Origin of the sequence: Paractinoplanes maris, assembly GCF_023544465.1 — a bacterium.
GTDB lineage: Bacteria > Actinomycetota > Actinomycetes > Mycobacteriales > Micromonosporaceae > Actinoplanes > Actinoplanes maris.
Genome location: NZ_JALPVL010000020.1, coordinates 71,663 through 94,040, shown reverse-complemented (window position 1 = coordinate 94,040; position 22,378 = coordinate 71,663). Strand labels below are relative to the sequence as shown.

The window sequence follows — 22,378 nt, the reverse complement described above, 5'->3', positions numbered from 1 at the left end:
TAACTTTCACCGGCGGTTCACGGGTGACGCCGGCATCACCCCATAGAGTCATTGCCGTCGATGAATGACGGGAGAAGACGGATGACTCGCCGAGTTCTCAGCCTGATCGCCGCGATCAGCGCCATGCTGGTGTTCGCCCCGGCCGCGGCGCAGGCGGACGGCCACCACGGGGTGCGGCCGCTGGCCCGCGCGCACGCCCACAACGACTACGAGCACGAGCGTCCGCTGGCCGACGCCCTGGCCCACGGATTCACCAGTGTGGAGGCCGACATCTATCTGGTCGACGGGCAACTGCTCGTCGCCCACGATCCTCAGGACGTGGTTCCCGGCCGGACGCTGCAGAGCCTCTACCTGGATCCGCTGGTGCGCCGGGTGCGGGCCAACCACGGCCACGTCTACCGCCACAGCCCGATCTCGCTGCAACTGCTGGTCGACATCAAGAACACCGGCGCCGCGACCTACACCGAGCTCGACCGGGTGCTCCGGCACTATCGGCGCATTCTCACGACGTACGCCGGGGGAAGGGTTTTCCGCGACGCGGTGACGGTGGTGATCAGCGGTGACCGGCCGCGCGACCTGATGGCCGCGCAGAAGGTGCGGTACGCCTTCTACGACGGCCGCGCCGCCGACCTCAACTCGGGTGCGCCCGCGTCGTTCATCCCGCTGATCAGCGACAACTGGACCACCCTGTTCACCTGGCAGGGGGTGGGCCCGTTCCCGTCCGCCGAACGCGCCAAGCTGCACAAGTTCGTCCAGGACGCGCACCGGAACAACCAGCGGGTCCGCTTCTGGGCCACCCCGGACACCGCCGGCCCGGAACGCGACGCGCTCTGGCAGGAGCTGGTCGCCGCCGACGTGGACCACATCAACACCGACGACCTGGCCGGCCTGGAAGCGTTCCTGCGCGGCCGTTCCCCGGTCCGAGCCGCCGCCTGACGACCCGCACGGCAATACCCGGTTGTCGGCCGGGCGGCGAAGTGCCAGATTCACGGTGTGGACACGAGCGGGCGATCCGATGACCTTGTTCTGTGACGTCGAACTGGCGGCGCGCCTCGAGCGTCTCGAAGCGGACCTCATCGCCCGCGGCAGCGACGCCGCCCGCCGCCGCGGCGCCGACCCCCGCGGGTTCGCCCGGCCCCTGTGCGGCGGGGTGGCGAGCTTCGCCGACGCGGACTCGCCGCTCAACAAGGTGGCCGGGCTGGGCTTCGGCGGCGTTCCGGCGGCGGCCGACCTCGCCGTGATGGAGCGTGCCTTCGCGGTGTGCGGCAGCCCGGTCCAGGCGGAGGTGTCCACTCTCGCCGACCCGGCGATCGGTGAGCTGCTGACCGGGCGCGGCTATCGGCTCGTGTCGTTCGAGAACGTGCTCGGTTGCCGGCTCGCGCCCGTGACCGGGACCGTTTCCGGGGTCGAGGTACGCCGCACCACGGCGGACGAGTTCGACGCGTGGCTGGAGCTCGTCGCCGACGCGTTCGCCGTGGCCGACACCCAGGGCGTCGCCTCGCACGAGGAGTTTCCCCGCGCCGCGGTGCTCAACGCCATGCGGGACATGGCCGCGGCCGGCCTGCGCCACTACCTCGCGACGCGGGACGGGGTCCCGGCCGGCGGCGCCAGCATGCACGTGGTGGACGGCGTGGCCCAGCTGACCGGCGCGGCGACCCGCCCCGAGCACCGCCGCCGCGGCGTCCAGTCGGCGCTGCTGTCGGCCCGGCTGGCCGACGCGGCCGACGAGGGCTGCGACCTCGCCGTCGTCACCACCCAGCCCGGCTCCCGGTCCCAGCACAACGTGCAGAGGCAAGGGTTCGACCTGCTCTACACGCGGGCCGTCCTGGTCAAGGCGGTGCCCGCCTGACGTGGTGGACCGGCCTGCGGGTTACCCCGGCGGGCCGAATGTGAGAAAGCCCCGGCGAGGCGGGCTTCTCATCAGTTCCTGACAACCCGTCACCAGACTTCCGGCTACTCCGCGAACGCGGAGCCGGAGGTGGTGGATGTGACGACGCAACGACAACGGACCGCCAGCAGGCGCGTACTTCTGTCGCTCGGCGGTCTTGCCCTGCTGAGTGCCTGTGCCAAGCCGCAGCCGGACCCGTCCGGGCCACCGGCCACGGTCGCGGCGCCTTCCTCGGCCCCACCCCTGCCGCCGTCGGCGTCACCGTCGCCGACCGGTCTGCCGCGCATCCCGGTGCAGAAGAAGCCGCGGTACGTCGTGCCGGCACAAGGCGGCACCAAGGTCGTCGCGCTCACCTTCGACGACGGCCCCCATCCGGCGTACACCCCGCAGGTGCTCAAGATCCTGCGGAAACACCACGTCAAGGCCACCTTCTTCGTGATCGGGCAGAGTGCGGCGGCGCACCCCGACCTGGTACGCGCCATCGTCGACGACGGGCACGCGGTCGGCACGCACACCTGGTCGCACGCGAACCTCCGGCATCTGCCCGCCGGCCGCGTGCGCACCGAGGTGGGCCGGGCGGTGGACACCGTCGCCGCGACGACCGGCCGGATCCCGGGCCTCTTCCGGGCCCCGTACGGGAATTGGTCGCCCACGGTCTTCCAGGTGTGCGCCGCCCTCGGGCAGACGTCGATCGCCTGGGACGTCGACCCGCGCGACTGGGAGAACCCCGGCGCGAGCCGGATCCGCTCGAAGGTGCTCGACCAGGTCGGCAACCGGTCGATCGTGCTCGCCCACGACGGTGGCGGAGATCGCTCCCAGACGGTGAGCGCACTGCGCGGTTTCCTGCCCATACTGATCGACAGCGGCTACCGGTTCGTGGGGGTGTGAGCATGCCCGAACGTCGTCCTCTGTGGCGCCGCCCGCGGTTGATCCTGGCCGTGGTCCTCGCCGTGCTCGTCACCGGATCGGCGGCCGCCGTGGCCGGGACGCGGCTGCTCGCCGGCCGGTACGAGGGTGCGGTCGAACGCGCCGACCTGCTGCCGCCCGCGCCGACCCGGTCCGCCGGTGGGCCGACCGAGCCGCCCAAGGTCCGCGGGCCGATGAACCTGCTGCTCATCGGCTCGGACAGCCGCACGAAGGGTGCACCGGGCGACGGGCGCAGCGACGTCGTCATCCTGATCCACCTGCCCGCGTCGACCCGCCGGGCGTACGTGATCTCGATCCCGCGCGACACCTATCTCCCGATCGCCACGGCCGACGGCGAGCGCGGCGACCGCAACAAAGTCAACGCGGCCTATGCGTGGGGCGGGGCGCCCCGGCTCGTGCAGACGATCAACCGGTTCGGCGGGATCACCATCGACTGGCCGGTCATCGTGGACTTCGCCGGCATCCGCAAGCTCACCGATCTGGTCGGCGGCGTCGACGTGGTGATCGACAAGGCGACCGTCGACTCCTACCGTTTCCTGCCCGCCGGCAGTCCGTACCCGTCGGCGCCGTGCACCGACCCGCAGGGCCGGTCGCGCCGCTGCGTCGCCTTCCCGGCCGGGAAGGTGCACCTCGACGGCAAGCTCGCCGAGTTCTACGTCCGCCAGCGCCGGGGCCTGCCCCACGACGACATCGACCGGTCCGCGCGGCACCAGCAGTACCTGCGGGCGCTGGCCGACAAGATCGCCGAGCAGAACCTGCTCACCGACCCGCAGGGCTTGGACAAGCTGGTCCGCACCGCGGCCGGCATGCTCACCGTCGACCGGCGCATGCCGGTGCAACGGCTCGCGTTCACGCTGCGCCACCTGCGGTCGAAGGACCTGACGTTCGTGACGCTGCCCATCGCCGAGAACCGGGACGTGCCCGGGGTCGGCGCGGTGATGGTGCCCGACGCGGAGCGCTGCCGGGAACTGTTCGCCGCGCTGCGCGGTGGACGGCTCGATCAGTACATGCGGGACCACCCGCCGAACGACGTGCGGCACGGCCGCTGAGGGGCACTCAATACGTGGCGCGGCCGCCGCTGATGTCGTAGACAGCACCGGTGGAGAAGCTGACCCGGTCGGAGGTGAGCCAGGCGATCAGTTCGGCCACCTCCTCCGGGCGGCCGGTCCGCTTCATTGGGATCAGGCCGGTGATGTGGGCCAGGGCGGCGGGGTCGGTGGCGGCGTTCATCGGGGTGTCGATCACGGCGGGGGCGACGGCGTTGACCAGGACACCGCTGGTGGCCAGCTCCTTGCCGAGGGACTTGGTCAGGGCTATCACCGCGGCCTTGGAGGCCGAGTAGGGGCTCATCTGAGGGTTGCCGTCCTTGCCGGCGATGCTGGCCAGGTTGACCACCCGGCCCCAGCCCTGGGCGCGCATGTGCGGGACGAAGGCCTGGCACGTGTTGAACGTGCCGCGGACGTTGACGGCGAAGACCCTGTCCCACTCCGGCGGCGGGATCTCCCACAGCGGCGCGTTCGGGCCGACGATGCCGGCCGAGTTAACCAGGATGTCGACCGGGCCGGCCTGGGCCGCGGCCGCCCGGACGGCCGCCGCGTCGGACACGTCGGCCCGCAGGTCGGCCCCCTCGGCGACATCGAGCGTGAGGACGGTGAGGCCCTCCGCGCGCAGGCGGGTGGCGGCCGCGGCGCCGAGCCCGCTCAGACCGCCGGTGATCAACGCCGTACGGGAAGAAGTCACGACCTCATTTGATCGCGACTCCGCAGACCACGTCGAGGGGCCGGCCGGACGAGTGCCATTGCGGGGCCGAGGTCACGCCGGGCTCGACCAGCCTCAGCCCGTCGAAGAATCGGGCGAATCCGGCGTGACCGCGCAACACGTACGGCGGGTTGGCCTGTTCGTTCCAGATCGTCTCGGCCTCGGCGTGCTCGATGCTGTGGGAGCCGTCGAGAGCGATGAAATAGCTTCCGGGGGCGAGCGCTTCGACATAGGCGCGCACCATCTCGGCGGCGGCGTCGTCGTCGGTCACGTGACCCAGCAGGCCGGACATGATCAGAGCGACCGGCCGGCCGAAGTCCAGGGTGCCGGACGCCTGAGCCAGCACCGCCTCGACATCGCGCCCGTCCGCCTGGACGAAAGCGGTCCGTCCTTCGGCCGTGCTGGTGAGCAGGGCCTGAGCGTGTGCCATGACGAGCGGGTCGTTGTCGACGTAGACGATGTGTGACTCGGGCGCGACGCGCTGGGCCACCTCGTGCGTGTTGTCGGCGGTGGGCAGGCCGGCGCCGACATCCAGGAACTGGCGGATGCCGGCCTCACTCGCCTGGGTGACGGCTCGTACGAGAAAGGCACGGGACGCCCGCGCGTTGTCGGCGATGTCGGGGAACGCCTCGCGGATCTGGTCGCCGACCTGGCGATCCACCGCGAAATTGTCGGTGCCGCCGAGCCAGTAGTTCCAGATACGCGCCGTTTGCGGGACGCCGGTGTCGAGTTCATCCATATTTCCATTGTGGACCGGTGGGACAGTGCGGGGGAACGGGCGATACAGTGCCGCTGTGGATCACACCAGCGCAGCCTCGGCGGGCCTGGACCCGACCGTGCCCCACCCGGCCCGGCGTTACAACTACTGGCTCGGCGGCAAGGACAACTTCGCCGCCGACCGGGCCTCCGGCGACGAGCTGCAGAAGCTCTTCCCCAAGGTGCGGCTGGGCGCGCTGGCCAACCGGGCGCTGCTGCAGCGGGCCACCCGCTTCCTGGCCGCCGAGGCGGGCATCCGGCAGTTCCTCGACATCGGCACCGGCCTGCCCACCGCCGACAACACGCACGAGGTGGCCCAGCGCGTCGCGCCGGAGGCCCGCATCGTCTACGTCGACAACGACCCGCTGGTCATGGTGCACGCCCGGGCCCTGCTCAACAGCAGTCCCCAGGGGCAGACGGCCTACATCGAGGCCGATCTCCACCGGCCCGGCGACATCCTGGGCAATCCCGCGCTGCGCGAGACCCTCGACTTCGACCAGCCGATCGGGCTGATGCTGATCGCCGTGCTGCACTTCATCCACGGCAACGGCGCGGCCCAGCCGATCGTGCGCGAGTTGCTCGACGCCCTGCCCGCGGGCAGTTACCTGGTGGCCACGCACGCCACCTCCGACTTCGGCACCCCCGAGCAGCAGGCGCTCTATCAGCAGCTCATCGCGCAGGGCAAGCCCGACGTGTGGACCCGTCCCCAGGCCGAGTTCGCCGAGCTGTTCGAGGGCCTCGAGCTGGTCGAGCCGGGCGTCGTGCCGGCCAGCGAGTGGCGGCCCGAGCCGGGCGCGGAGATCCCGGCCCGCTCGGACATCAACATCTGGACGGCGGTCGGCCGCAAGCCCTGATCACCAGGCGACGGGGCCGTTGTCGTCGAAGTAGCCGCCGGTCGGGCCGTCCGCGGGCAGGGTGGCCAGGTGGATCGCGATCGCCGCGCCCTCGGTGGCGGTGCGGTGCCCGCTGAAGTGGTTGAGGTCGGTCGCGACGAATCCGGGACAGCCCATGTTGATCAGGATGCCGGTGTCGCGCAGCTCCTTGGCGTACTGCACGGTGACCGCGTTCAGGAAGGTCTTGGACGGCGCGTACGCGGCGGAGATCGGCCCGGTCTCGTCGGTGCCCCGGCTCTGCAGGGTCAGCGAGCCCACGCTGCTCGACATGTTGACGATCCGCGGCGCGGGTGAGCGGCGCAGCAGCGGCAGCATCGCGTTGGTGACCCGGATGACGCCGAGCACGTTGGTGTCGATCACCGTGCGGACCATCGCCGGGTCGACCAGGGTGGGCTCCTGCGGCCTCCCGCCGGTGATCGCGGCGTTGTTGACCAGCACGTCCAGCCGGCCGCGGTCGGCCAGCAGGGCCGCGGCGGCGGTGACGCTCGCGTCGTCGGTCACGTCCAGCGGTACGCCGAACGCGTCCACCCCGTCGGCCCGCAGTTTCTCGACGGCCGCGTCCCGCCGTTGCCGGTCGCGGGCGCCGACGCCGACGGCCCAGCCCCGCGCGCCCAGCCCGGCCGCGATCTCGTACCCGATGCCCTTGTTCGCGCCGGTGACCAGCGCGGTTGTCACGTCACTCATGAATCGATCCTGTCCGCGGCGGCGGATCGGACCAACACCGTTTGAGTCCGCGGCGATACCGTAGGGGTATGGAAACGCGGGAGCTGCGCTATTTCGTCGCGGTCGCCGAGGAACTGCACTTCGGGCGGGCGGCGCAACGGCTCGGCATGGCCCAGCCGCCGTTGTCCCGCGCGATCGGCCAGCTCGAGCGCCGCCTCGGCGTGGAGCTGCTGCGGCGCACCAGCCGCTCGGTGACGCTGACCGAGGCGGGCGCGGTGCTGCTGCGCGAGGGCCGGGTGGCGCTCGACGCGGTGGCGGCGGCCGAGCGGCGTACGAGACGGGTGTCGCAGACCCCGGGCCTGGTGCTCGTGTCGAAGGCGGGCGCCACCGGCGAGCTGCTGCCCAAGCTGCTGGACGCCTACGCCGCCGAACCGGGTGCGGTCACCGTCGACGTCGTGCTGTGCCCCGCCGGCCAGCAGGAGGCTCAGCTGCGCGACGGCCGGGCCGACGTGGCGCTGCTGCACAAGCCGTTCGACTCGACGACCGGACTCGACCTGGAGGAGCTGGGCACCGAGGGGCAGGTGCTGGTGATGCCGGCCGGGCATGAGCTGAGCACCCGGCCGGGCCTGCGGATGTCGGATCTGGCCGAGATCCCGCTGGCGCGCTGGCCGCACCGCGACGGCTCCTACCCGGCCGGGCCGGGGCCCGAGGTGCACGATGCCGTGCAGCTGCTTCAGCTGGTCGCGCTGGGCCGGGCCCTGACCGTGCTGCCCGAGTCGGTCCGGGCCACCCTGCACGAGGGCCTCACCACCGTGCCCGTGCTCGACGCTCCCCTGGTCACGACGGTGATCGCCTGGCCGCCGCACAGCCGTTCGCGGGCGCTGGCCGGCCTGGTCGCCGTGGCGACGCGTCTTTAGGCCCCGCCCAGGGCGTCCCGGACCACCGGGAAGAGATCCCCCCAGCACTCGACGATCTTGCCGTCGGCGAACCGGTACATGACCAGCTCCTGGGTGGTGATCCTCCGGCCGGTAGCGGCGATGCCGCTGAAGGTCCCGGTGTGCGTGCCTTGACCGATCAGTCGCACGGCGATCGTGTCGCCCTCGACGACCCGGTGCCGCCACTCCCAGCGGTAGTCGGGGAAGGCCGTGCAGACAGCCTTGACCCCGTCGATGTAGGCGGCCAGCCCGTCGACCGGCCCGGACCCGGTCACCTGCTCGGAGACGAACTCGCCGAGGTCCTCGTAGCGGTGCTGGTTGCAGCAGTCGAGGTAGCGCTCGTACAGGGCGATCAGGTCGGCGCGTTCAGGAGCCATCAACCCATGATCACACGCAGGGTTGGCCCACGACGGCAGTGGGCATGGTCGGAGGATGAGGGATCGACTTCTCCGTATGCCGGCCTGGGGCCGCGGTGTCCTGGCCGGAGTGCTCTTCGGCGGCTGCATGGCCGGATGGTCGCGCCTGTCGTCGGATCCGGCGCCCTGGGGGGTGTCGGCGGTGATCGGTCTGCTCGCCGGGGTGGCGTTCGGCCTCATCATGGGCGTGCTGATGGCGCAGGAAGAACGACGGCTGTCCCAGGTCGGCGGCCGGCCGCTCGATGAGGATCAACGCCTGGCCGTACGCCGTGCTCTGGTCCACGGGCATCGGCCGGAGGACCCGCTGGTGCGCGAGGCGGCCGTCAACCTGGCCCGCAGCCAGTTCCGGCGCGCCAACAGCCCGCTCGCCGTGGTGGGGCTGGTGGTCGTCGCCGGTGGCCTGGCCGCCTGGCTGGCCCTGACCGGCGAGCCGCTGTGGTGGCTCGGCGTGGCGTTCTGGATCGGCTTGGGCGCCGTCATGCTCCGGGCCCAGCACCGCGCCCGGCAACGGGCCCACCGACTGCTGCGAGCGGCCGGCAGCGTGCCGGCTTAGTCATTGCGCATCATGATGTCGATCAGGACGAGGAGGCGCTGCGCTGGTGTGTGCGCCGGAAGCGGCAGCGGCAAGTCGACCGCCGGCTGAACGAAGGGCAGGGCCACCTGCAGGGAGAAATGTTTCGGACTGATCCTCGTGCCCAGCTGTCTGCTCCACTCGGCCGCGGCCCGCTCGAGCTCCGCCAGGACGGCGTCGACCCGCGCGCCGTCGTTGGCCCCGACGTGCGCGGCCAGACCCTTCATGCCCTTGCGGAACGCCTTGACCTCGGGCTGCGTCCGTAGCCAGGCGATCGTCCGGCCCAGGCTCCAGCCGCGGCGTGCGGCCTCGCGGCACACGTAACGGGCCAGCGCCGGCACGGGCAGCACCGGTTGCGCCCCGCCGAGCCAGCGCTGCCTGCGGTCCAGGTACGCGCCTCGCACGCGCTCGTCGAAGATGTCGAAGATCGTGCGGGCGTAGCCGTAGTCACCCCGCTGAGACGATCTGGCGTAGCAGATCATCGTCGTTCAGCTGCCGGGCGACCTCGCTCCAGTCGCTCGACGGGAGCACCTCGATGCCCACCTCGAACGCGTGGTCGCGATCCACGTGGAAGCCCAGCAGGTCGGCGGTCTCCGGCGTCCAGTCGATCTCCTCGACCAGGGTCAGCGCTCGGCGGTAGGTCAGCTCGACGTCGACTGGGTCGCGGTTGACATAGCGGACGCTGTCCCCCAGGTCCTCCATCGACAGGAATTCGTGCAGGTGTTGCCGGATGTGCCACGGCAACCGGCCGGGACGCAAGGCCAGCGGTGACGCGGCCGGGTCCCCGATCGAGGGAGCGTCGAGCAGCACATGGTCGAACAGGACGAGCGCCTCGATCGCGCCGGTGTCCAGCCGGCGCCCGTCATGCGGGAAGTCGAACGAGTCGAGCCGGAGGTGCAGCAGCGTGCTGGTGTCGATCAGAACCGAGTCCAGCTCATGCATCCCCGGCACCTCCACAGTGTCGGGAGCATTGTAGGACCGGGATGCCGGACCATCGATATGGTGGGCCGGGTGACCACTGCGGCGGAGCCCTTGCGCGAGCTGTATCCGGCGATCGAGCCGTACGCGACTCACCGGATCGACGTGGGCGGCGGGCATCGCCTGTATGTGGAGGAGGCCGGGAATCCGGCCGGCATTCCGGTGGTCTTCGTGCACGGCGGGCCGGGCAGCGGGCTGGCCCCGGTCATGCGGCGCTTCTTCGACCCGGGGCGGTATCGGGTGATCCTGCCCGAGCAGCGGGGCGCGGGGCGCAGCACCCCGCGAGGTGAGTTGCGGGACAACACCACGTGGCACCTCGTCGAGGACCTGGAATCGATCCGGGAGCGCCTCGGGGTGCCGGCCTGGCTCGTTTTCGGCGGCTCGTGGGGGTCCACGCTCGGACTCGCCTATGCCCAGAACCATCCGGCCCGGGTGACGGGACTGATCCTGCGGGGCATCTATCTGGTCCGCCGCAGCGAGCGGGACTGGATCTATCAGAGCGGCCTGCACCACCTGCAACCCGAGGAGTGGGAACGCTTCATCGACCCGATTCCCGCCGCCGAGCGTGACGACATCCTCGCGGCGTACCACCGCCGGCTGACCGGTGAGGACCTCGAGGCCGCCCGGCGTTGCGCCGACGCGTGGATGCGCTGGGAGGCGGTCAATTCCTCACTGACGCCCGATCCGGGACTGATCGCCACCCTGACCGCCGACGACACGGTCCTGCCGGCGGCTCGCATCCTGGCCCACTACGTCGTCAACGGCGGGTTCTTCACCTCGGAGACCCAGCTGCTCGATGGGGTGGACCGCATCCGGCACCTGCCCGCCACCATCATCCAGGGGCGTTACGACCTGTGCTGCCCGCCGGTGACCGCCTGGGATCTCGCGCGCCGCTGGCCCGAAGCCTTGCTGCACATGGTCGCCGGCGCCGGTCACTCCTCCCTCGAGCCGGGCATCACCGACCAGCTGATCCGCAGCACGGACCGCTTCGCCGACCTCCTCCGCGAGCCCGCGCCGACGTAGGCACCCGGCGTCAGGTGAGCTGGGCCAGCCACTGACCGATCGGCCGGGCCACGTCGGCGGGGGCGCGGCGGGCCCACGAGAAGTGGTTCACGTCGCCGGACACCCGCACCTGCAGCCGGGCGGCGTCGGCGGCCCGCTTGGCCAGCAGGGCCACCGCGCGCGGGTTGATCAGATCGTCGCCGTCGATACCGAGCATCAACCGGGGCGTGCTCAGCCGGGACAGCGCGGTCTCGTAGTCGAACGGGTCCCGGTGCAGGCGGAACCGGCCGTGGCTGGCTTCGTACGCCCAGTCGCGCATCACCGTGCTGGGCTGCCGGCCGGCGAACCCGAGCCGGTGGCCGGGCCAGTAGCCGAGGACACCGGTGACGGCTCGTACCACCCGGATCCCGAGGTAGCGCTGAACCCGGCGCCGGGTCCCGAACTCGGCGCTGCACCAGCTCGTGCCGGTGGCCACGGTGACGATCGCGTCCGGCGAGACCGTGCCCGCGGCCGCCGACAGCAGGGCCAGCGCACCGCCCATGCTGTGCCCGACCAGCACCACCCGGGGTGCGCGGCGAACCTCGGGAAGGTCGAAGATCGCGGGCAGGTCCCGGCGGATCATGTCGCTGTATCCGAACCGGCCCCGCCGGATGCCGGTGATCGGGCTCAGCGGCTGGCCGCGGTGCTCGACACCGACGACCTGATGCCCGTCGCCGGTCCAGACGTCGAACAGGTGGGTGTAGTAGGACAGCGGCACGCCCAGGGCGGGCAGGAAGACCATGGTGGCCGGACGCTCCGGGTCCGCCACCGGCTTGCAGATCTCGTATCCGATGCGGTGGCCGTCGCCGGCCACGACCGATCCCCGAACCCAGCTCACCCGTGGCCCCCCTTGATCACCTGGGGGCAGCGTAGGGCGCCGCGGGCGGCGGCGGCAACGTCAGGGATGGCAGCAGGCTCGCCCCGGTCATGCCCAGGCCGATCAGCCAGACGTCGGCCGACACCACGATGACGATCTCGGCCGCGAACGACCAGCGGTGGTGGCCGCGGATCTCGGCCAGCCGGGTCAGGAAGGCCGCCGCTGACTGACGACGACCAGCGCCACGAGCACCACCGCGGCCCGGGACGCCGGTCGCCACCTGGTCACCCGGGACAGAACGGCCACGCCCTACCGATCGGACGATTCACGGAGCCGCTGAGTCACCTTTCAGATGATCCGATCATCCAGATGATGTGAGTATCCTAATCGCATGAGAGTGTCCCGCGGGCAACAACAGGCGCGCACCCGCACGGCCGTCCTGGTGGCGGCGCGGGCCGAGTTCGCCGAGCACGGCTACGCCGAGGCCAAGATCAACCGGATCGCCGAGCGGGCCGAGCTCACCCGCGGAGCGGTCTACTCCAACTTCACCGGCAAAAGGGCGCTCTATCTGGCCGTCCTGCTCGCCGCCGCCCAGCCGGCGCCCGATCGGCCCGGCCTGACCGATCAGCCCGACCTGCCTGATCAGCCCGGCCTGACCGATCAGTCCGACCTGCCCGACGCGGTCGAGGCCTTCGCCCGTCTCCGGCTCGACCGGCTGCCGATGGCCACCGGTGCCGCGTCGGCCGGGCGACTCGCGGCGCGCTCGCTGACCGGCGTCTTCGACGACGAACGCGGCCGCGCGGCGCTGGCCCAGATCACCCGGCTCGAGGCGCTGCTGCTTTCTCACGCGCTCGGGCGGGGCCGCCGGTCGGCCGAGCTGATCCTCACGATGCTGCACGGCGCGGCCACGCTGGCCGAGACCGCGCCCGGCTTCGGTGACCCCTTCGACGTGGCGCGGGCCTGCCGACATCTGGCCGGGCTCGACCTCCCGGACACCGGCGACCCGCCCCACCTCCCGTTCGTGCCGGCCGCCCGCCCGGTCCGCGAGCCGTGGCATCCGCCGGGCGAGATGACCGACGAGCTCAGCGGCCGCCCGGTCACCATCGGTGACGGCATCGTCGTCGCTCTGGGCACCGGCCGTCTCGGCGCGGCCGAGGAAGCGGCCCGGCTCGGCGAGGACGTCACGGTGGCCCTGGTCAGCGACGACCCGGCCGAGACCGGCGCCCTGGTCCGGCTGCGCGTCACCGACCTGACCGCGAGCCTGCGCCGGGTGTTCGGGCCGGCGATCCGCCCGTCGCTGCGCCTTGTCCTCGACGACCAGGGCACGCTGGCCTCCGCCATCGGTGCCGCCACCACCTTCGAGACCGAGACTTCCGTACGGGTGAGAGGCGGCGAAGTGGTGAGCCGAGCCGACGGCCGAGGGGCCACCTACGCGGTGGCGACCGCCGGGGACGAGCGATGAGCGAGGTGCTGCACACGCTGCGGTGCATGGGATTCGCCGAGCTGTCCCGGATCGCCGACGCGGCCGCGCTGACCGGGGCCGAGACCGAGTCGGAGCTGATCGACCTGGCCGTCGACGGACTGGTGACCCGGCAGATGGGCGCCTGGGGGCCGACCGACGCGGGCCGGGCCGAGGACACGCGACGGACCGCGGCCGAGCTCGACGCGGCCGGCGCCCGGGGTGCGGTCGACGCCGCGTACGGAAAGTTCCTGACCCTCAATCCCGAACTGCTGGACCTGTGCTCGGCGTGGCAACTGCGGCCGGTCGACGGCGTGCCGGTGCCCAACGATCACCACGACACCGCGTACGACGCCCGGGTCCTGTCTTTGTTCGGCGAGCTCGACCAGCGCGCCGAGGTCGTCTGTGCGCACCTGGCGGCGGCGCTGCCCCGCTTCGCGCGCTATCGGGAACGGCTGGGCGCGGCGCTCGACCGGGCCCGCGCCGGGGCGCTGGAGGAACTCGCCGACAGTCTCACGTCCTATCACGTCGTGTGGTTTCAGCTGCACGAGGACCTGCTCGTCACGCTCGGCCGGCCCCGCGGATGATCCTCCCGCTCGCCCCCTCGGTGCACGAACCCGCGGACGTGCTCGGCGGCAAGGCACACGGGCTGATCACGATGATGCGGCTCGGACTGCCGGTGCCGGCCGGCTTCGTCGTCGCAGTGCCCGCCGGCGCCGCGTTCCTGCGCGACGGAACCATGCCGTCCGGGCTCGAGGCGGCCCGCGACGCGCTCGGCGCCGAAGCGGTGTCGGTGCGATCGGGCGCCGCGGTCTCGATGCCCGGCATGATGAGCACGCTGCTGGACGTCCGCGGGCCGATCACCACCGCCGTGAGCGACGTCTTCGCGTCGTGGAACACGCCGCGCGCCCGCATCTACCGCGTGCTGCACGACATCCCGCACGACCTCGGCACCGCCGTCGTCATCCAGCGCATGGTGTACGGCGAACGCGGCGGCAGCGGGGTCGCGTTCAGCCGCGATCCCACCACGGGCGCCCCGCAGCCCTACGGCGACGTCCTGTTCGGACACCGCGGCGACACCGTCGTCTCCGGACGGACGGCCACACTGCCTGTGACGGCCTTGAAGGAGCGCGAACCCACGGCGTGGGAAGCCCTGGTCGCCGCACTCGCCGTGCTGGAGGCGCACTACCGCGACGCCTGCCACGTCGAGTTCACGGTCGAGGCGGGCCGGCTGTGGCTGCTGCAGGTGCGTCCCGGCGGGCTCACCGCGCGCGCGGCCGTCCGGGTGGCCGTGGACCTGGCCGACGAAGGGCTCATCGACCGCCGCGAAGCAGTCCGCCGCATCTCCCCGCACCGCCTGCGCGCCGCCGCCACCCCGCGGATGCTCGGCGGCGACATCGTGGCCCGCGGCCGCGGCGCCTCCCCCGGCGTGGCCACCGGCCGGGTCGCCCGCACCGCCGACCGCGCGGTCCGGATGGCCGCCGACGGACCGGTGATCCTGGTCCGGCCCGAAACCTCACCGTCGGACCTGCACGGGTTGGCCGCGGCGACCGGCATCCTGACCGCGCGCGGCGGCCTGGCCAGTCACGCCGCCGTGGTCGCCCGATCCCTGGGCCGGCCGGCCGTCGTCGGCGCGGCCGACCTGCTTGGCCCAGCAAACCTGCTCAGGGCGGCCGACGTGCGCGACCCAGCCGACCTGCTCGGCGCGGCCGACGTGCGCGGCGCGGCCGACGTGCGCGGCGCGGCCGACGTGCGCGGCGCGGCCGACGTGCGCGGCGCGGCCGACGTGCGCGGCGCGGCCGACCTGCTTGGCCCGGCCGCGCCGCGCGAAGGCACGCTGATCACCATCGACGGCAGCAGCGGCGAGGTGGCGCTGGGCAATCCGGGGCTCACCCCCGCGGTGGCCGACACGCACTTGCACCGCCTGCTCGGGTGGGCCGACGACATTTCGGGCGACCGCTCACCGCGTACGGGAGAGGAACGCCTCACCGCGGCCCGGGAGAAGCTCTGACGCCCGCCCGGGCGAAGCTCTAACGGCGTGCCAGACGGCGCTCGCCGGCCGTGCCTGCCTGGTAGGGCAGCTTGTAGTGGGCGAAGAGGGCCGGCTCGTCCGTGGCCGCCAGTTCGCCGTCGAGGTCGATCGTCGGCGCGTCACCGATCAGCTTCTTGTCGTAGCGCACGCGCACGGCGTTGGGCAGCACGGTGGCCCCGTCCAACGGCACGAATGCGAGCTTGTGCCGGCCGATCATGCCGACCTTCACCGTGGCGAAGGCGGGCTGGTCGGTCGCCGTGTCGACGTAGACCGCCTCGAGCTCGCCGATCTTGTTGCCGTCGGGGTCGATGACTTTCTCGGTGCGCCAGTCGCGCAGGTTCTCAGCGGGGAACATGCACGTCAGGTGCCCTGCTTCGGGCCCCGCGAAACAGCCGTCAGGCGAACACGATCCGGGCCGCGAGACCCCCGCCGGCCGGGCTGGCGAAGCAGAGATCAGCGCCCTGCGCCCGCACGATGCGCTGGGTCACGGCCAGCCCCAGACCCATGCCGGGCGTCTCGTTGTCGCGGGCCCGGGCGCCGCGGAAGAACGGCGTGCCCAGCATGCTCAGCTCGTCGGAGGTCAGGCCCGGCCCCGAGTCCCGGATCTCCAGCACCGGTCCGGGCCCCTCGGTGATCGACACGACCACCGGCTCGCCGGGCGCGCTGAAGCCGAGGGCGTTGCTCAGCAGATGGCCGATCGCGACCTCGAGCAGGGCCGGGTCGGCGTGCACCGGCACCGGGCGGTCCGGCCGGCGCAGCTCGATCCGGGACCCGGCCGGGCCCAGACCGGCCGCCACCGCGGTGGTCAGGCAGGCCAGATCGACCGTGCGGCGGTCACCGACCGGCTCGTTGGTGTGCTGGTGGACGGCCCGCACCAGGGTGTCGACGGTGCGGCAGAGCCGACTGGCGTTGCGGCCGATGGCGTCCAACTGCCGGGCGTACGCCGCCGGGAGCGCCCCGGGGATGCTGGTGAGCAGCTCGACGTAGCCCTGGATGGCGGTCAGCGGCGTACGGAACTCGTGCGAGACCGTGGCCAGCAGGTCGTCGCGGCCGGAGAGCTCGTAGGGCGACCGATTGTCCAGCAGGTGCCGCAGCCCGGTCTCGGAGTCGACTCGGCGGGCCAGGCGCTCGAGGTAACGGCGGGTGGTGTCGGCGTCGATCCGGCGCTGCCCGTTGTCGAAGACGCAGAGCGCGCCGACGATGTGCCCGTCGTGGCGCAGCGGGGCGGCGGCGATGAAGTTGACGTGCGCGGCCCCGGCGACCAGCGGGTGGCCGGCCAGGCGCGGGTCGTGCGAGGCGTCATCGGTGACCAGGACGTCGTTGCGTCCGGCGACGATGTCGCACACAGAGCGTGACGTGGGGACGTCGACCGCCATCGGCATGCCCAGCGTGGCCGCGAAGTGGGCATGGGCCTCGTCGGCGACCTTGAGCGCGACCATGGGCGCCTGGCAGACGTCGGCCACCAGTTCGAGGACCTCGGGCACGTCCGCGACCGCGGCTCGGTAGTTGCCCGCCGCGAGGTGACGCGGCTCGATGCTCAACGACACCATTTTTCTCTCCCCCCGGGACGACGCGCTGATGACCTGACAGCGCAGATCATCGGCATCGGCGACCCGGAGGTGCGTGCCTCCCGCGGTGCAGAGCGGGAGCGAACACACGCCTTTAGGGCATCCTAGGAGGCTAGGATTTGAGGGAGGCGGCGGTGTGCAAGATGTGGCGGCACAGCAGATCGGCGGCCCGGTCGGCTTCGCGGGCCAGGGCAGCCTCCTCGATCGCCCGGTGCTCGGCGTCGGCGTCCCGGGCGGGGTCGGCCGCGAGTGACCAGCGGCGGGCCAGCTCGCCGGCGGTCCACAACCGGTCGAACGTCTCCAGGACCACGTCATTGCCGCACCCCTCGAGCAGCGTGCGGTGAAACCGGCGGTGCGCCTCGGCCCACGCGTCGCTGACCCAGGTGTCCCCCGGGCGCTCGAAGAAGGGCGTGCCGGCGAGGCGGTGGTGGGACGCGCGTACGGCCGCCTCCCATTCCAGATCACCGCGAGCCACCGCCAGGCGCAGCGCGGCCGGCTCCATCAGCGAGCGCGCCTCGGCGATCTGCTGCCACCGCTCGGCCCCGGTGGCCGGCACGGCGAAGCCCCGCTTGGGCAGCCGGTCGGCCAGGCCCTCCCCCACCAGCCGCAGCAACGCCTCGCGGGCAACCGCCAGACTCACGCCGTGCCGGGTGGCCAGCTCTTGAGGCTTCAACGCCTGGCACGGGGGGAACTGGCCCTCCAGCACGGCGGCCCGCAGTGAGGCGTACACCCTCTCCGAAGCTGTCATGGTGATCACCCTACCGAAAATAATCGATTATCTGTAGGTTGATCGATCGTAAGCATCGAAGTAAACGCGAGTACCGGCGACATCGCCATCGCGACATCGCTGGTACCGCCGAAGGAGAGACCATGAACGACCCGTTCGCGCGCCTGCCCGAGGTGCCCACCTTCACCGTCACCAGCACGACCCTCAAGGACGGTGACCCGCTTCCGCCCGCACAGATGTCGGGATTGTTCGGCGTGCCCGGCGGCCAGGACGCCTCGCCGCAGCTGAGCTGGAGCGGCGCCCCCGAGGGCACCAAGAGCTACGCGGTCACCGTCTACGACCCCGATGCCCCCACCGGTTCCGGCTTCTGGCACTGGGCCGTCGCCGACATCCCGGCCGGCGTGACCTCGCTGCCCGAGGGTGCGGGCGACGACACCGGTTCGGGTCTGCCCGAGCCCGCCTACCAGATGCCCAACGACGCCCGCGGTTCGCGCTTCATCGGCGGCGCCCCGCCGGCCGGCCACGGACAGCACCGTTACTTCATCACCGTGCACGCGCTCGACGTCGAGACCATCGGCGTACCGGCCGACGGCACCCCGGCCTACCTCGGTTTCACCATGGCCGGCCACATCCTGGCCCGCGCCACCATCGTCGCGACCGCGGAGACCCCGGCCGCCTGACCACCCGGCTCGCCGGGGCTCACCCCCGGCGAGCCGGCAGAACGGCTTCGTGCCGTCAGCCGGACCCGGCACCCGCCGGGCCACCTTTCCTGGACGCCGACACATGTGCAGCCTCAAGCGCTACATTGCCCAAGGTGTTGACCGTGCTCATCGCGCCTGGAGCGAGTCATGACGATCAAGAAAGCCGGCAAGTTCTGGCGCGGCGACAACCTCGGTGATCTCGTCACCTACATCCAGAAGCACCAGGCCGGCGGCTACCCGGTCCAGCACGCCAGAGAAGTCACCTGCAGCCGGTGCCGGCAAGGCACCTTCCGGATCCTCGTCGACGACGAGGAAGGCTGCGCACTGGCGATCTGCCTCAACTGCCGGACCGAGACGCCCGTCGCCGACAGCGCCGACCACCTCGAAGAGGCCGACCTCGGCGAGTGCGCATGTCCCTGCGGCGGCGAGACCTTCAGCGCGGCCGTCGGCTTCGCCATGACGGCCGGCGACGAGGTCCGCTGGATCAGCCTGGGCCTACGCTGCCTCACCGACGGTGTTCTCGGCGTCTACACCGACTGGAAGATCGATTACGCCCCCACAGCTCATCTGCTGACCACCTCCTGACCAGAGAAACTCGCACAAACAGGAGCGTCCTGGTCTCACCGTGGGTATCCAACGGCCATGGCGAAGTACGAGGTCAACGACAGAGCCGTGAAACACGCCGCCCGTCTCATCGCGTCGCGCCAGTATGTGCTGGACAGTGACTGGGGCAGCGTCCAGCCGCGCGCCGCCGACGAGAACGCGTGCCTGGAGAAGCACTCCTGGGACGAGTACGCCGAGTGGCACCTGGGCTTGACCGACGGCGCCACCGACGAGACCAAGGCCCGGTACGCCTTCGTCTACGGCGACCTGCGCCGGGTGCACCGCAGTGGCCTCATCGCCTGCGTCTACCGAGCCTCGGAGTGGCGCCACAAAGGCATCGAACTGGCCGCCCACAACCTCCTCCAGGAACTCGACGCGGCGGCCGGCATCACGGCATGAAGTCGCGGACGAGGGCGGCGGCCTCGTCGGCGCACGTGTCGAGCAGGAAGTGGCCGCCGTCGAGCACGTGTACTGACGCGGTCGGGACGTCGGCGCGGTAGGCATCGGCCTCGGAGAGCTGGAACGAGGCGTCGTATCGGCCCCAGAGCACCAGCAGGCGGGGTTGGTGGGTGCGCAGCCACGTCTGCCAGGCCGGGTAGGACTCGACGTTGGTGCGGTAGTCCCAGAACAGGTCTGTCTGCAGGTCGGCCTGGCCTTGGCGGCCGAGGAAGGCGTACTCGTCGGTCCACAGATCCGGGTCGTAACGGTCGATCGCCGGGTCGGTGCCGAGGTGGCGCAGTCTGGTCGCTTCGAGCGACAGAAAGTTGTCGCGCAGCGCCGCCTCGTGCGTCGCACGGTCGGCCCAGAACGCCCGCCGCGGCGCCCACAGTGGACCGAGACCGCTGTCGTGGGCCACGGCGTTCTGGATGATCAGGCCTTCCACGGGGGCGGGGCGGGCCAGCGCCATCCGGAAGCCGACCGGCCCGCCGTAGTCCTGCAGGTAGAGCGTGTACCGGTCGAGCCCGAGCGCGTCCGTGAACCCCAGCATCACCTCGGCCAGGTGGTCGAAGGTGTATGGCGGCGCCACCCCGCTGTGGCCGAAGCCCGGGTAGTCGGGCGCGATCAGCCGCCACCGGTCGGTCAGCCGGGACAGCAGGGGCTCGTACATCCGCGACGATGACGGGAAGCCGTGCAGCAACAGCAGCACCGGTGCGGCCGGCGGGCCGGCCTCGCGGTAGAAGATGTCGAGGCCGGCCACCGTCACCGTGCGGTAGGACGTCACCGGGGCAGGGCCTGCAGGGCCGCCACGAAGATCTCGGAGAAGGTGGGGAAGGGCTGGATGACGTCGCGCAGCACGTCGAGGGGGATGCGGGCGCGGATCGCCAGGGTGGCCTGTTGCAGCCACTCGCCGGCCTCCGGGCCCAGGGCGTACGCCCCGACGAGCACCTCGCCGTCGCTGAGCAGCGTGAGGAAGCCGGGCGAGTCGGCGTAGGCCCGGGAGTAGGTCTCCATCTTGGCGACCTGGTTGATCGGGGCGGTGCCGGTGAACCGCGCCTCGGTCGCGCCCACCGCCGCCGCCTGCGGGTCGGTGAAGACCGCTCGGGGCACCGCCCGGTAGTCGGCCTCGCGCGGCCGGCCCAGGATGTTGTCGCCGGCCACCTCGCCCTGGTATTTGCCGACGTGGGTGAACATGTGCAGGCCGGTCGCGTCGCCGATCGCCCACAGCCGGTCGGCCACCCGCAGCCGGCTGTCGACCGGGATGCCGTGGCCGGTCACGCTCACGCCGACGGTCTCCAGGCCGATGTCGTGCACCCGCGGCCGCCGGCCGGTGGCCACGAGCAGCCGGTCGCCGCGCAGCTCCCGCCCGTCGTCCAGGGTCAGCACGTAGTCGTCGCCGTCGCGCCGGGCCCCGACCGCTGTCGGGCCGAGCACCAGCTCGACGCCGTCGCGGCGCAGCATCTCACCGAGCGCCTCGCCCAGCGGGGCGGGCTCCCGCGGCAGCACCCGGTCGCCGTGTGCGGTCAGCACGACCTCGCCGCCCAGACGCCGTACGGCCTGGGCCATCTCGACGCCGACCGGCCCGGCCCCGAGCACGATGAGCCGCCGGGGCACCTCGCGCATGCCGGTGACCTCGCGGTTGGTCCACACGCCGTCGAGCTCACCCAGCCCCGGGATCGGCGGGATGACCGGCGCGGCGCCGTTGGCCAGCACGACGTGATCGGCGGTGTGCCGGACGCCGTCCACCTCGACCACGCCCGGACCGGCCAGCCGACCGGTGCCGCGCAGCAGCGCGATCCCGGTGTCCTGCAACCATTTCTGCTGCCCGGCGTCCGAGTAGTCCGACACCATGAAGTCCCGCCAGGCCAGGGCCCGCTTCACGTCCACCTCGGCCGTCGACTCGGCCTCCCGGGCGGCGTTGACCGCTTCACCGGGCCGCAGCAGCGTCTTCGACGGGATGCAGGCCCAGTAGGAGCACTCCCCGCCGACGAGTTCCCGCTCGACCACGGCCACCCGCAGCCCACCCGCCGCGAGATACCCGGCGCAGTGTTCTCCGGGCGATCCACCTCCGACGACGATCACGTCGTAGTCGTTGCTCATCAGTAGCCTCCTGTTGGTGATGACACTGCGCCGGTCGCTGGAAGTGGTCGGGCCGCGGCCCGCGGACGATGTGTGGGACCGGTATGCCCGGCCCGAGCGGTGGCCGGAGTGGTCGCCGCAGATCCGGGCGGTCGATTATCCCGAGGCGGTGCTGCGCGCCGGCGTCTCCGGGACCGTGCGCGGGCCGCTGGGCTTCCCCGTGCGGTTCCGCGTCCTGACGGTGACGCCGCCCCGGGCCTGGAGCTGGGTGGTATCGGCGGCCGGCGTACGGCTGACGCTGTGGCACACGGTCGAGGCTACCGAGCGCGGAACCCGGACGCTGCTGGCCATCGAGGGCTTCGCCCCCGCTGTCCTGCTCTATCTGCCCGCGGCCCGGATCGCCCTGGGCAAGCTGGTCAGCGGGTGAGCTGCTGGCCGCCGTCGACGTCGTAGACCGAGCCGGTCAGGGCGGTGTTGGTCATCAGGTGCAGGATGAGCGCGGCCACGTCGTCGGGGCCGATGACCCGGTGGACGGGCAGGCTGTCGCGCAGATCCTGGCGGCGCGCCTCCAGACCGTCGCCGAGCAGGCGGGCCGACAACTCCGTGTCGACGAAGCCGGCGGCGACCGCGTTGACCCGTACGGGTCCGATCTCCAGCGCCGCGTTGGCCACGAGGGCCGAGGTCGCGGCGGTGGCGATCGCGGCGATGCTGATGCCGGCGGCGGCGTGCCGGGCGCCGGTGCCGCTGATGAAGGTCAGTGAGCCGCCGGGGCGCACCCGGGTCGCGCATTCCCGGACGATCCGCAGGCCGCCGACCAGGTGCTGCTCGAAGAACGCGCCGGCCTGACCGAGGTCCATCTCGGCGATCGGGGCGTAGAACGGGCCGCTGCCGCTGACCAGCACGTGGTCGACCGGTGCCGGCAGGCCGGCGAAGAACCGGGTCACCGCGCCGGCGTCACCGAGATCGAGGGCCACCGCCGTGGCGCCCAGTTCCTCCCGTACGGCATCGAGCCGGACCGGATCGCGGCCGGTGACGATGACGTCGGCGTCGGCCTCGTGCGCCAGCCGGGCCGTCGCCCGGCCGATTCCGGAGGTGCCGCCGAGGACGACGACGATGTTTCCCTTCATG

29 protein-coding genes are annotated in these 22,378 nt (G+C 72.1%); 15 read left to right on the top strand and 14 right to left on the bottom strand.

The features are described from left to right. Positions 1-81 precede the first annotated feature (81 nt). From NAG42_RS42845 to NAG42_RS42830, 4 genes are all read left to right on the top strand, one after another. Entirely contained in the window at positions 82-936 is an 855-nt protein-coding gene (locus NAG42_RS42845) for a phosphatidylinositol-specific phospholipase C/glycerophosphodiester phosphodiesterase family protein (RefSeq protein ID WP_250038286.1), read from the top strand. A 79-nt stretch (positions 937-1,015) separates the two neighbouring features. Further along, positions 1,016-1,849 carry a GNAT family N-acetyltransferase gene (locus NAG42_RS42840; protein ID WP_250038285.1) on the top strand — a complete coding sequence of 278 codons (834 nt, stop codon included), beginning with the start codon at positions 1,016-1,018 and terminating at the stop codon, positions 1,847-1,849. A 138-nt stretch (positions 1,850-1,987) separates the two neighbouring features. Next, positions 1,988-2,776, top strand: a complete 789-nt coding sequence (locus tag NAG42_RS42835; protein WP_250038284.1) for a polysaccharide deacetylase family protein — start codon at positions 1,988-1,990, stop codon at positions 2,774-2,776. Between the two features lie 2 nt (positions 2,777-2,778). Beyond that, positions 2,779-3,864: an LCP family protein gene (locus NAG42_RS42830; RefSeq protein WP_250038283.1), complete on the top strand. Its 1,086-nt coding sequence runs from the start codon at positions 2,779-2,781 to the stop codon at positions 3,862-3,864. A 7-nt stretch (positions 3,865-3,871) separates the two neighbouring features. Here the strand turns inward: NAG42_RS42830 and NAG42_RS42825 are convergent, their stop codons facing one another. Together NAG42_RS42825 and NAG42_RS42820 are read right to left on the bottom strand one after the other, a co-directional pair. Further along, complete coding sequence (locus NAG42_RS42825) at positions 3,872-4,555, bottom strand: SDR family oxidoreductase (RefSeq protein ID WP_250038282.1); 684 nt, start codon at positions 4,553-4,555, stop codon at positions 3,872-3,874. A gap of 4 nt (positions 4,556-4,559) precedes the next feature. Further along, positions 4,560-5,312: an SAM-dependent methyltransferase gene (locus tag NAG42_RS42820; protein WP_250038281.1), complete on the bottom strand. Its 753-nt coding sequence runs from the start codon at positions 5,310-5,312 to the stop codon at positions 4,560-4,562. A gap of 55 nt (positions 5,313-5,367) precedes the next feature. Between NAG42_RS42820 and NAG42_RS42815 the strand changes: the two genes are divergently transcribed. Next, the gene (locus tag NAG42_RS42815) at positions 5,368-6,183 is read left to right on the top strand and encodes an SAM-dependent methyltransferase (protein ID WP_250038280.1); all 816 of its coding nucleotides are present in this window, start codon (positions 5,368-5,370) and stop codon (positions 6,181-6,183) included. Here NAG42_RS42815 and NAG42_RS42810 read toward each other — a convergent pair whose 3' ends face one another. Further along, positions 6,184-6,906 (bottom strand): SDR family NAD(P)-dependent oxidoreductase, encoded by a 723-nt coding sequence (locus tag NAG42_RS42810; RefSeq protein ID WP_250038279.1) that lies wholly within the window; start codon positions 6,904-6,906, stop codon positions 6,184-6,186. A 68-nt stretch (positions 6,907-6,974) separates the two neighbouring features. Between NAG42_RS42810 and NAG42_RS42805 the strand changes: the two genes are divergently transcribed. Continuing rightward, positions 6,975-7,802 carry a LysR family transcriptional regulator gene (locus tag NAG42_RS42805; protein ID WP_250038278.1) on the top strand — a complete coding sequence of 276 codons (828 nt, stop codon included), beginning with the start codon at positions 6,975-6,977 and terminating at the stop codon, positions 7,800-7,802. Here the strand turns inward: NAG42_RS42805 and NAG42_RS42800 are convergent. Continuing rightward, positions 7,799-8,197, bottom strand: coding sequence for an ester cyclase (locus NAG42_RS42800; protein ID WP_250038277.1), 399 nt, complete (start codon positions 8,195-8,197; stop codon positions 7,799-7,801). The genes NAG42_RS42805 and NAG42_RS42800 overlap by 4 nt on opposite strands. 55 nt (positions 8,198-8,252) lie before the next feature. On the opposite strand from NAG42_RS42800, the gene NAG42_RS42795 reads away from it, so the two are divergent. Continuing rightward, positions 8,253-8,789 (top strand): hypothetical protein, encoded by a 537-nt coding sequence (locus NAG42_RS42795; RefSeq protein ID WP_250038276.1) that lies wholly within the window; start codon positions 8,253-8,255, stop codon positions 8,787-8,789. Here NAG42_RS42795 and NAG42_RS42790 read toward each other — a convergent pair. Then, positions 8,786-9,289 carry a hypothetical protein gene (locus NAG42_RS42790; protein WP_250038275.1) on the bottom strand — a complete coding sequence of 168 codons (504 nt, stop codon included), beginning with the start codon at positions 9,287-9,289 and terminating at the stop codon, positions 8,786-8,788. The two genes, NAG42_RS42795 and NAG42_RS42790, sit on opposite strands and share 4 nt — an antisense overlap. Continuing rightward, complete coding sequence (locus tag NAG42_RS42785; RefSeq protein WP_250038274.1) at positions 9,255-9,749, bottom strand: hypothetical protein; 495 nt, start codon at positions 9,747-9,749, stop codon at positions 9,255-9,257. Before NAG42_RS42785 ends, NAG42_RS42790 begins: the two co-directional genes overlap by 35 nt. A 69-nt stretch (positions 9,750-9,818) precedes the next feature. On the opposite strand from NAG42_RS42785, the gene pip reads away from it, so the two are divergent. Further along, entirely contained in the window at positions 9,819-10,808 is a 990-nt protein-coding gene (gene pip / locus NAG42_RS42780; RefSeq protein ID WP_250038273.1) for a prolyl aminopeptidase, read from the top strand. A 10-nt stretch (positions 10,809-10,818) separates the two neighbouring features. Here pip and NAG42_RS42775 read toward each other — a convergent pair whose 3' ends face one another. Together NAG42_RS42775 and NAG42_RS42770 are read right to left on the bottom strand one after the other, a co-directional pair. Then, positions 10,819-11,664 carry an alpha/beta fold hydrolase gene (locus NAG42_RS42775; protein WP_250038272.1) on the bottom strand — a complete coding sequence of 282 codons (846 nt, stop codon included), beginning with the start codon at positions 11,662-11,664 and terminating at the stop codon, positions 10,819-10,821. Positions 11,665-11,680: 16 nt separating this feature from the next. After that, positions 11,681-11,923, bottom strand: a complete 243-nt coding sequence (locus NAG42_RS42770) for a hypothetical protein (protein WP_250038271.1) — start codon at positions 11,921-11,923, stop codon at positions 11,681-11,683. 111 nt (positions 11,924-12,034) lie between these two features. On the opposite strand from NAG42_RS42770, the gene NAG42_RS42765 reads away from it, so the two are divergent. The 3 genes from NAG42_RS42765 to NAG42_RS42755 are packed head-to-tail and all read left to right on the top strand — an operon-like array spanning position 12,035 to position 15,113. Then, positions 12,035-13,105, top strand: a complete 1,071-nt coding sequence (locus NAG42_RS42765) for a TetR family transcriptional regulator (protein ID WP_250038270.1) — start codon at positions 12,035-12,037, stop codon at positions 13,103-13,105. Beyond that, a complete protein-coding gene (locus NAG42_RS42760) occupies positions 13,102-13,689 on the top strand; it encodes a transcriptional regulator (RefSeq protein ID WP_250038269.1) in 588 nt (195 codons plus the stop codon). Before NAG42_RS42765 ends, NAG42_RS42760 begins: the two co-directional genes overlap by 4 nt. After that, the gene (locus NAG42_RS42755; protein ID WP_250038268.1) at positions 13,686-15,113 is read left to right on the top strand and encodes a PEP/pyruvate-binding domain-containing protein; all 1,428 of its coding nucleotides are present in this window, start codon (positions 13,686-13,688) and stop codon (positions 15,111-15,113) included. The genes NAG42_RS42760 and NAG42_RS42755 overlap by 4 nt, the downstream gene beginning before the upstream one ends. Before the next feature lie 19 nt (positions 15,114-15,132). On the opposite strand, the gene NAG42_RS42750 is transcribed toward NAG42_RS42755, so the two are convergent. From NAG42_RS42750 to NAG42_RS42740, 3 genes are all read right to left on the bottom strand, one after another. Next, entirely contained in the window at positions 15,133-15,489 is a 357-nt protein-coding gene (locus NAG42_RS42750) for a PRC-barrel domain-containing protein (RefSeq protein ID WP_250038267.1), read from the bottom strand. A 40-nt stretch (positions 15,490-15,529) separates the two neighbouring features. Then, positions 15,530-16,684: a GAF domain-containing sensor histidine kinase gene (locus tag NAG42_RS42745; RefSeq protein ID WP_250038266.1), complete on the bottom strand. Its 1,155-nt coding sequence runs from the start codon at positions 16,682-16,684 to the stop codon at positions 15,530-15,532. A gap of 130 nt (positions 16,685-16,814) precedes the next feature. Then, positions 16,815-17,450, bottom strand: a complete 636-nt coding sequence (locus NAG42_RS42740) for a GntR family transcriptional regulator (protein ID WP_250038265.1) — start codon at positions 17,448-17,450, stop codon at positions 16,815-16,817. Between the two features lie 122 nt (positions 17,451-17,572). On the opposite strand from NAG42_RS42740, the gene NAG42_RS42735 reads away from it, so the two are divergent. The 3 genes from NAG42_RS42735 to NAG42_RS42725 all read left to right on the top strand — a co-directional run bounded on the left by NAG42_RS42735 (position 17,573) and on the right by NAG42_RS42725 (position 19,132). Further along, entirely contained in the window at positions 17,573-18,109 is a 537-nt protein-coding gene (locus tag NAG42_RS42735; protein ID WP_250038264.1) for a YbhB/YbcL family Raf kinase inhibitor-like protein, read from the top strand. Positions 18,110-18,277: 168 nt separating this feature from the next. Then, positions 18,278-18,715 carry a hypothetical protein gene (locus tag NAG42_RS42730; RefSeq protein WP_250038263.1) on the top strand — a complete coding sequence of 146 codons (438 nt, stop codon included), beginning with the start codon at positions 18,278-18,280 and terminating at the stop codon, positions 18,713-18,715. A 57-nt stretch (positions 18,716-18,772) separates the two neighbouring features. Continuing rightward, positions 18,773-19,132 (top strand): hypothetical protein, encoded by a 360-nt coding sequence (locus NAG42_RS42725; RefSeq protein ID WP_250038262.1) that lies wholly within the window; start codon positions 18,773-18,775, stop codon positions 19,130-19,132. Here the strand turns inward: NAG42_RS42725 and NAG42_RS42720 are convergent. Both NAG42_RS42720 and NAG42_RS42715 read right to left on the bottom strand, forming a co-directional pair. After that, positions 19,122-19,955 carry an alpha/beta fold hydrolase gene (locus NAG42_RS42720; protein ID WP_250038261.1) on the bottom strand — a complete coding sequence of 278 codons (834 nt, stop codon included), beginning with the start codon at positions 19,953-19,955 and terminating at the stop codon, positions 19,122-19,124. The two genes, NAG42_RS42725 and NAG42_RS42720, sit on opposite strands and share 11 nt — an antisense overlap. Next, a complete protein-coding gene (locus tag NAG42_RS42715; RefSeq protein ID WP_250038260.1) occupies positions 19,952-21,271 on the bottom strand; it encodes a dihydrolipoyl dehydrogenase family protein in 1,320 nt (439 codons plus the stop codon). Before NAG42_RS42715 ends, NAG42_RS42720 begins: the two co-directional genes overlap by 4 nt. Positions 21,272-21,290: 19 nt before the next feature. Here NAG42_RS42715 and NAG42_RS42710 point away from each other — a divergent pair, with 19 nt between their 5' ends. After that, complete coding sequence (locus tag NAG42_RS42710) at positions 21,291-21,677, top strand: SRPBCC family protein (RefSeq protein ID WP_250038319.1); 387 nt, start codon at positions 21,291-21,293, stop codon at positions 21,675-21,677. On the opposite strand, the gene NAG42_RS42705 is transcribed toward NAG42_RS42710, so the two are convergent. Then, on the bottom strand, positions 21,667-22,377 hold the full coding sequence (locus NAG42_RS42705; RefSeq protein ID WP_250038259.1) for an SDR family oxidoreductase: 711 nt from the start codon (positions 22,375-22,377) through the stop codon (positions 21,667-21,669). The genes NAG42_RS42710 and NAG42_RS42705 overlap by 11 nt on opposite strands. Between the last annotated feature and the right edge of the window lies 1 nt (position 22,378).

Coding starts and splice junctions, on each gene's coding strand:
- NAG42_RS42845 (WP_250038286.1), top strand. CDS start 82: ATGACTCGCCGAGTTCTCAGCCTGATCGCCGCGATCAGCGCCATGCTG.
- NAG42_RS42840 (WP_250038285.1), top strand. CDS start 1,016: ATGACCTTGTTCTGTGACGTCGAACTGGCGGCGCGCCTCGAGCGTCTC.
- NAG42_RS42830 (WP_250038283.1), top strand. CDS start 2,779: ATGCCCGAACGTCGTCCTCTGTGGCGCCGCCCGCGGTTGATCCTGGCC.
- NAG42_RS42820 (WP_250038281.1), bottom strand. CDS start 5,312: ATGGATGAACTCGACACCGGCGTCCCGCAAACGGCGCGTATCTGGAAC.
- NAG42_RS42810 (WP_250038279.1), bottom strand. CDS start 6,906: ATGAGTGACGTGACAACCGCGCTGGTCACCGGCGCGAACAAGGGCATC.
- NAG42_RS42805 (WP_250038278.1), top strand. CDS start 6,975: ATGGAAACGCGGGAGCTGCGCTATTTCGTCGCGGTCGCCGAGGAACTG.
- NAG42_RS42800 (WP_250038277.1), bottom strand. CDS start 8,197: ATGGCTCCTGAACGCGCCGACCTGATCGCCCTGTACGAGCGCTACCTC.
- NAG42_RS42795 (WP_250038276.1), top strand. CDS start 8,253: ATGAGGGATCGACTTCTCCGTATGCCGGCCTGGGGCCGCGGTGTCCTG.
- NAG42_RS42790 (WP_250038275.1), bottom strand. CDS start 9,289: ATGATCTGCTACGCCAGATCGTCTCAGCGGGGTGACTACGGCTACGCC.
- NAG42_RS42785 (WP_250038274.1), bottom strand. CDS start 9,749: ATGCATGAGCTGGACTCGGTTCTGATCGACACCAGCACGCTGCTGCAC.
- NAG42_RS42765 (WP_250038270.1), top strand. CDS start 12,035: ATGAGAGTGTCCCGCGGGCAACAACAGGCGCGCACCCGCACGGCCGTC.
- NAG42_RS42760 (WP_250038269.1), top strand. CDS start 13,102: ATGAGCGAGGTGCTGCACACGCTGCGGTGCATGGGATTCGCCGAGCTG.
- NAG42_RS42755 (WP_250038268.1), top strand. CDS start 13,686: ATGATCCTCCCGCTCGCCCCCTCGGTGCACGAACCCGCGGACGTGCTC.
- NAG42_RS42750 (WP_250038267.1), bottom strand. CDS start 15,489: ATGTTCCCCGCTGAGAACCTGCGCGACTGGCGCACCGAGAAAGTCATC.
- NAG42_RS42745 (WP_250038266.1), bottom strand. CDS start 16,684: ATGGTGTCGTTGAGCATCGAGCCGCGTCACCTCGCGGCGGGCAACTAC.
- NAG42_RS42740 (WP_250038265.1), bottom strand. CDS start 17,450: ATGACAGCTTCGGAGAGGGTGTACGCCTCACTGCGGGCCGCCGTGCTG.
- NAG42_RS42735 (WP_250038264.1), top strand. CDS start 17,573: ATGAACGACCCGTTCGCGCGCCTGCCCGAGGTGCCCACCTTCACCGTC.
- NAG42_RS42730 (WP_250038263.1), top strand. CDS start 18,278: ATGACGATCAAGAAAGCCGGCAAGTTCTGGCGCGGCGACAACCTCGGT.
- NAG42_RS42725 (WP_250038262.1), top strand. CDS start 18,773: ATGGCGAAGTACGAGGTCAACGACAGAGCCGTGAAACACGCCGCCCGT.
- NAG42_RS42715 (WP_250038260.1), bottom strand. CDS start 21,271: ATGAGCAACGACTACGACGTGATCGTCGTCGGAGGTGGATCGCCCGGA.
- NAG42_RS42710 (WP_250038319.1), top strand. CDS start 21,291: ATGACACTGCGCCGGTCGCTGGAAGTGGTCGGGCCGCGGCCCGCGGAC.
- NAG42_RS42705 (WP_250038259.1), bottom strand. CDS start 22,377: ATGAAGGGAAACATCGTCGTCGTCCTCGGCGGCACCTCCGGAATCGGC.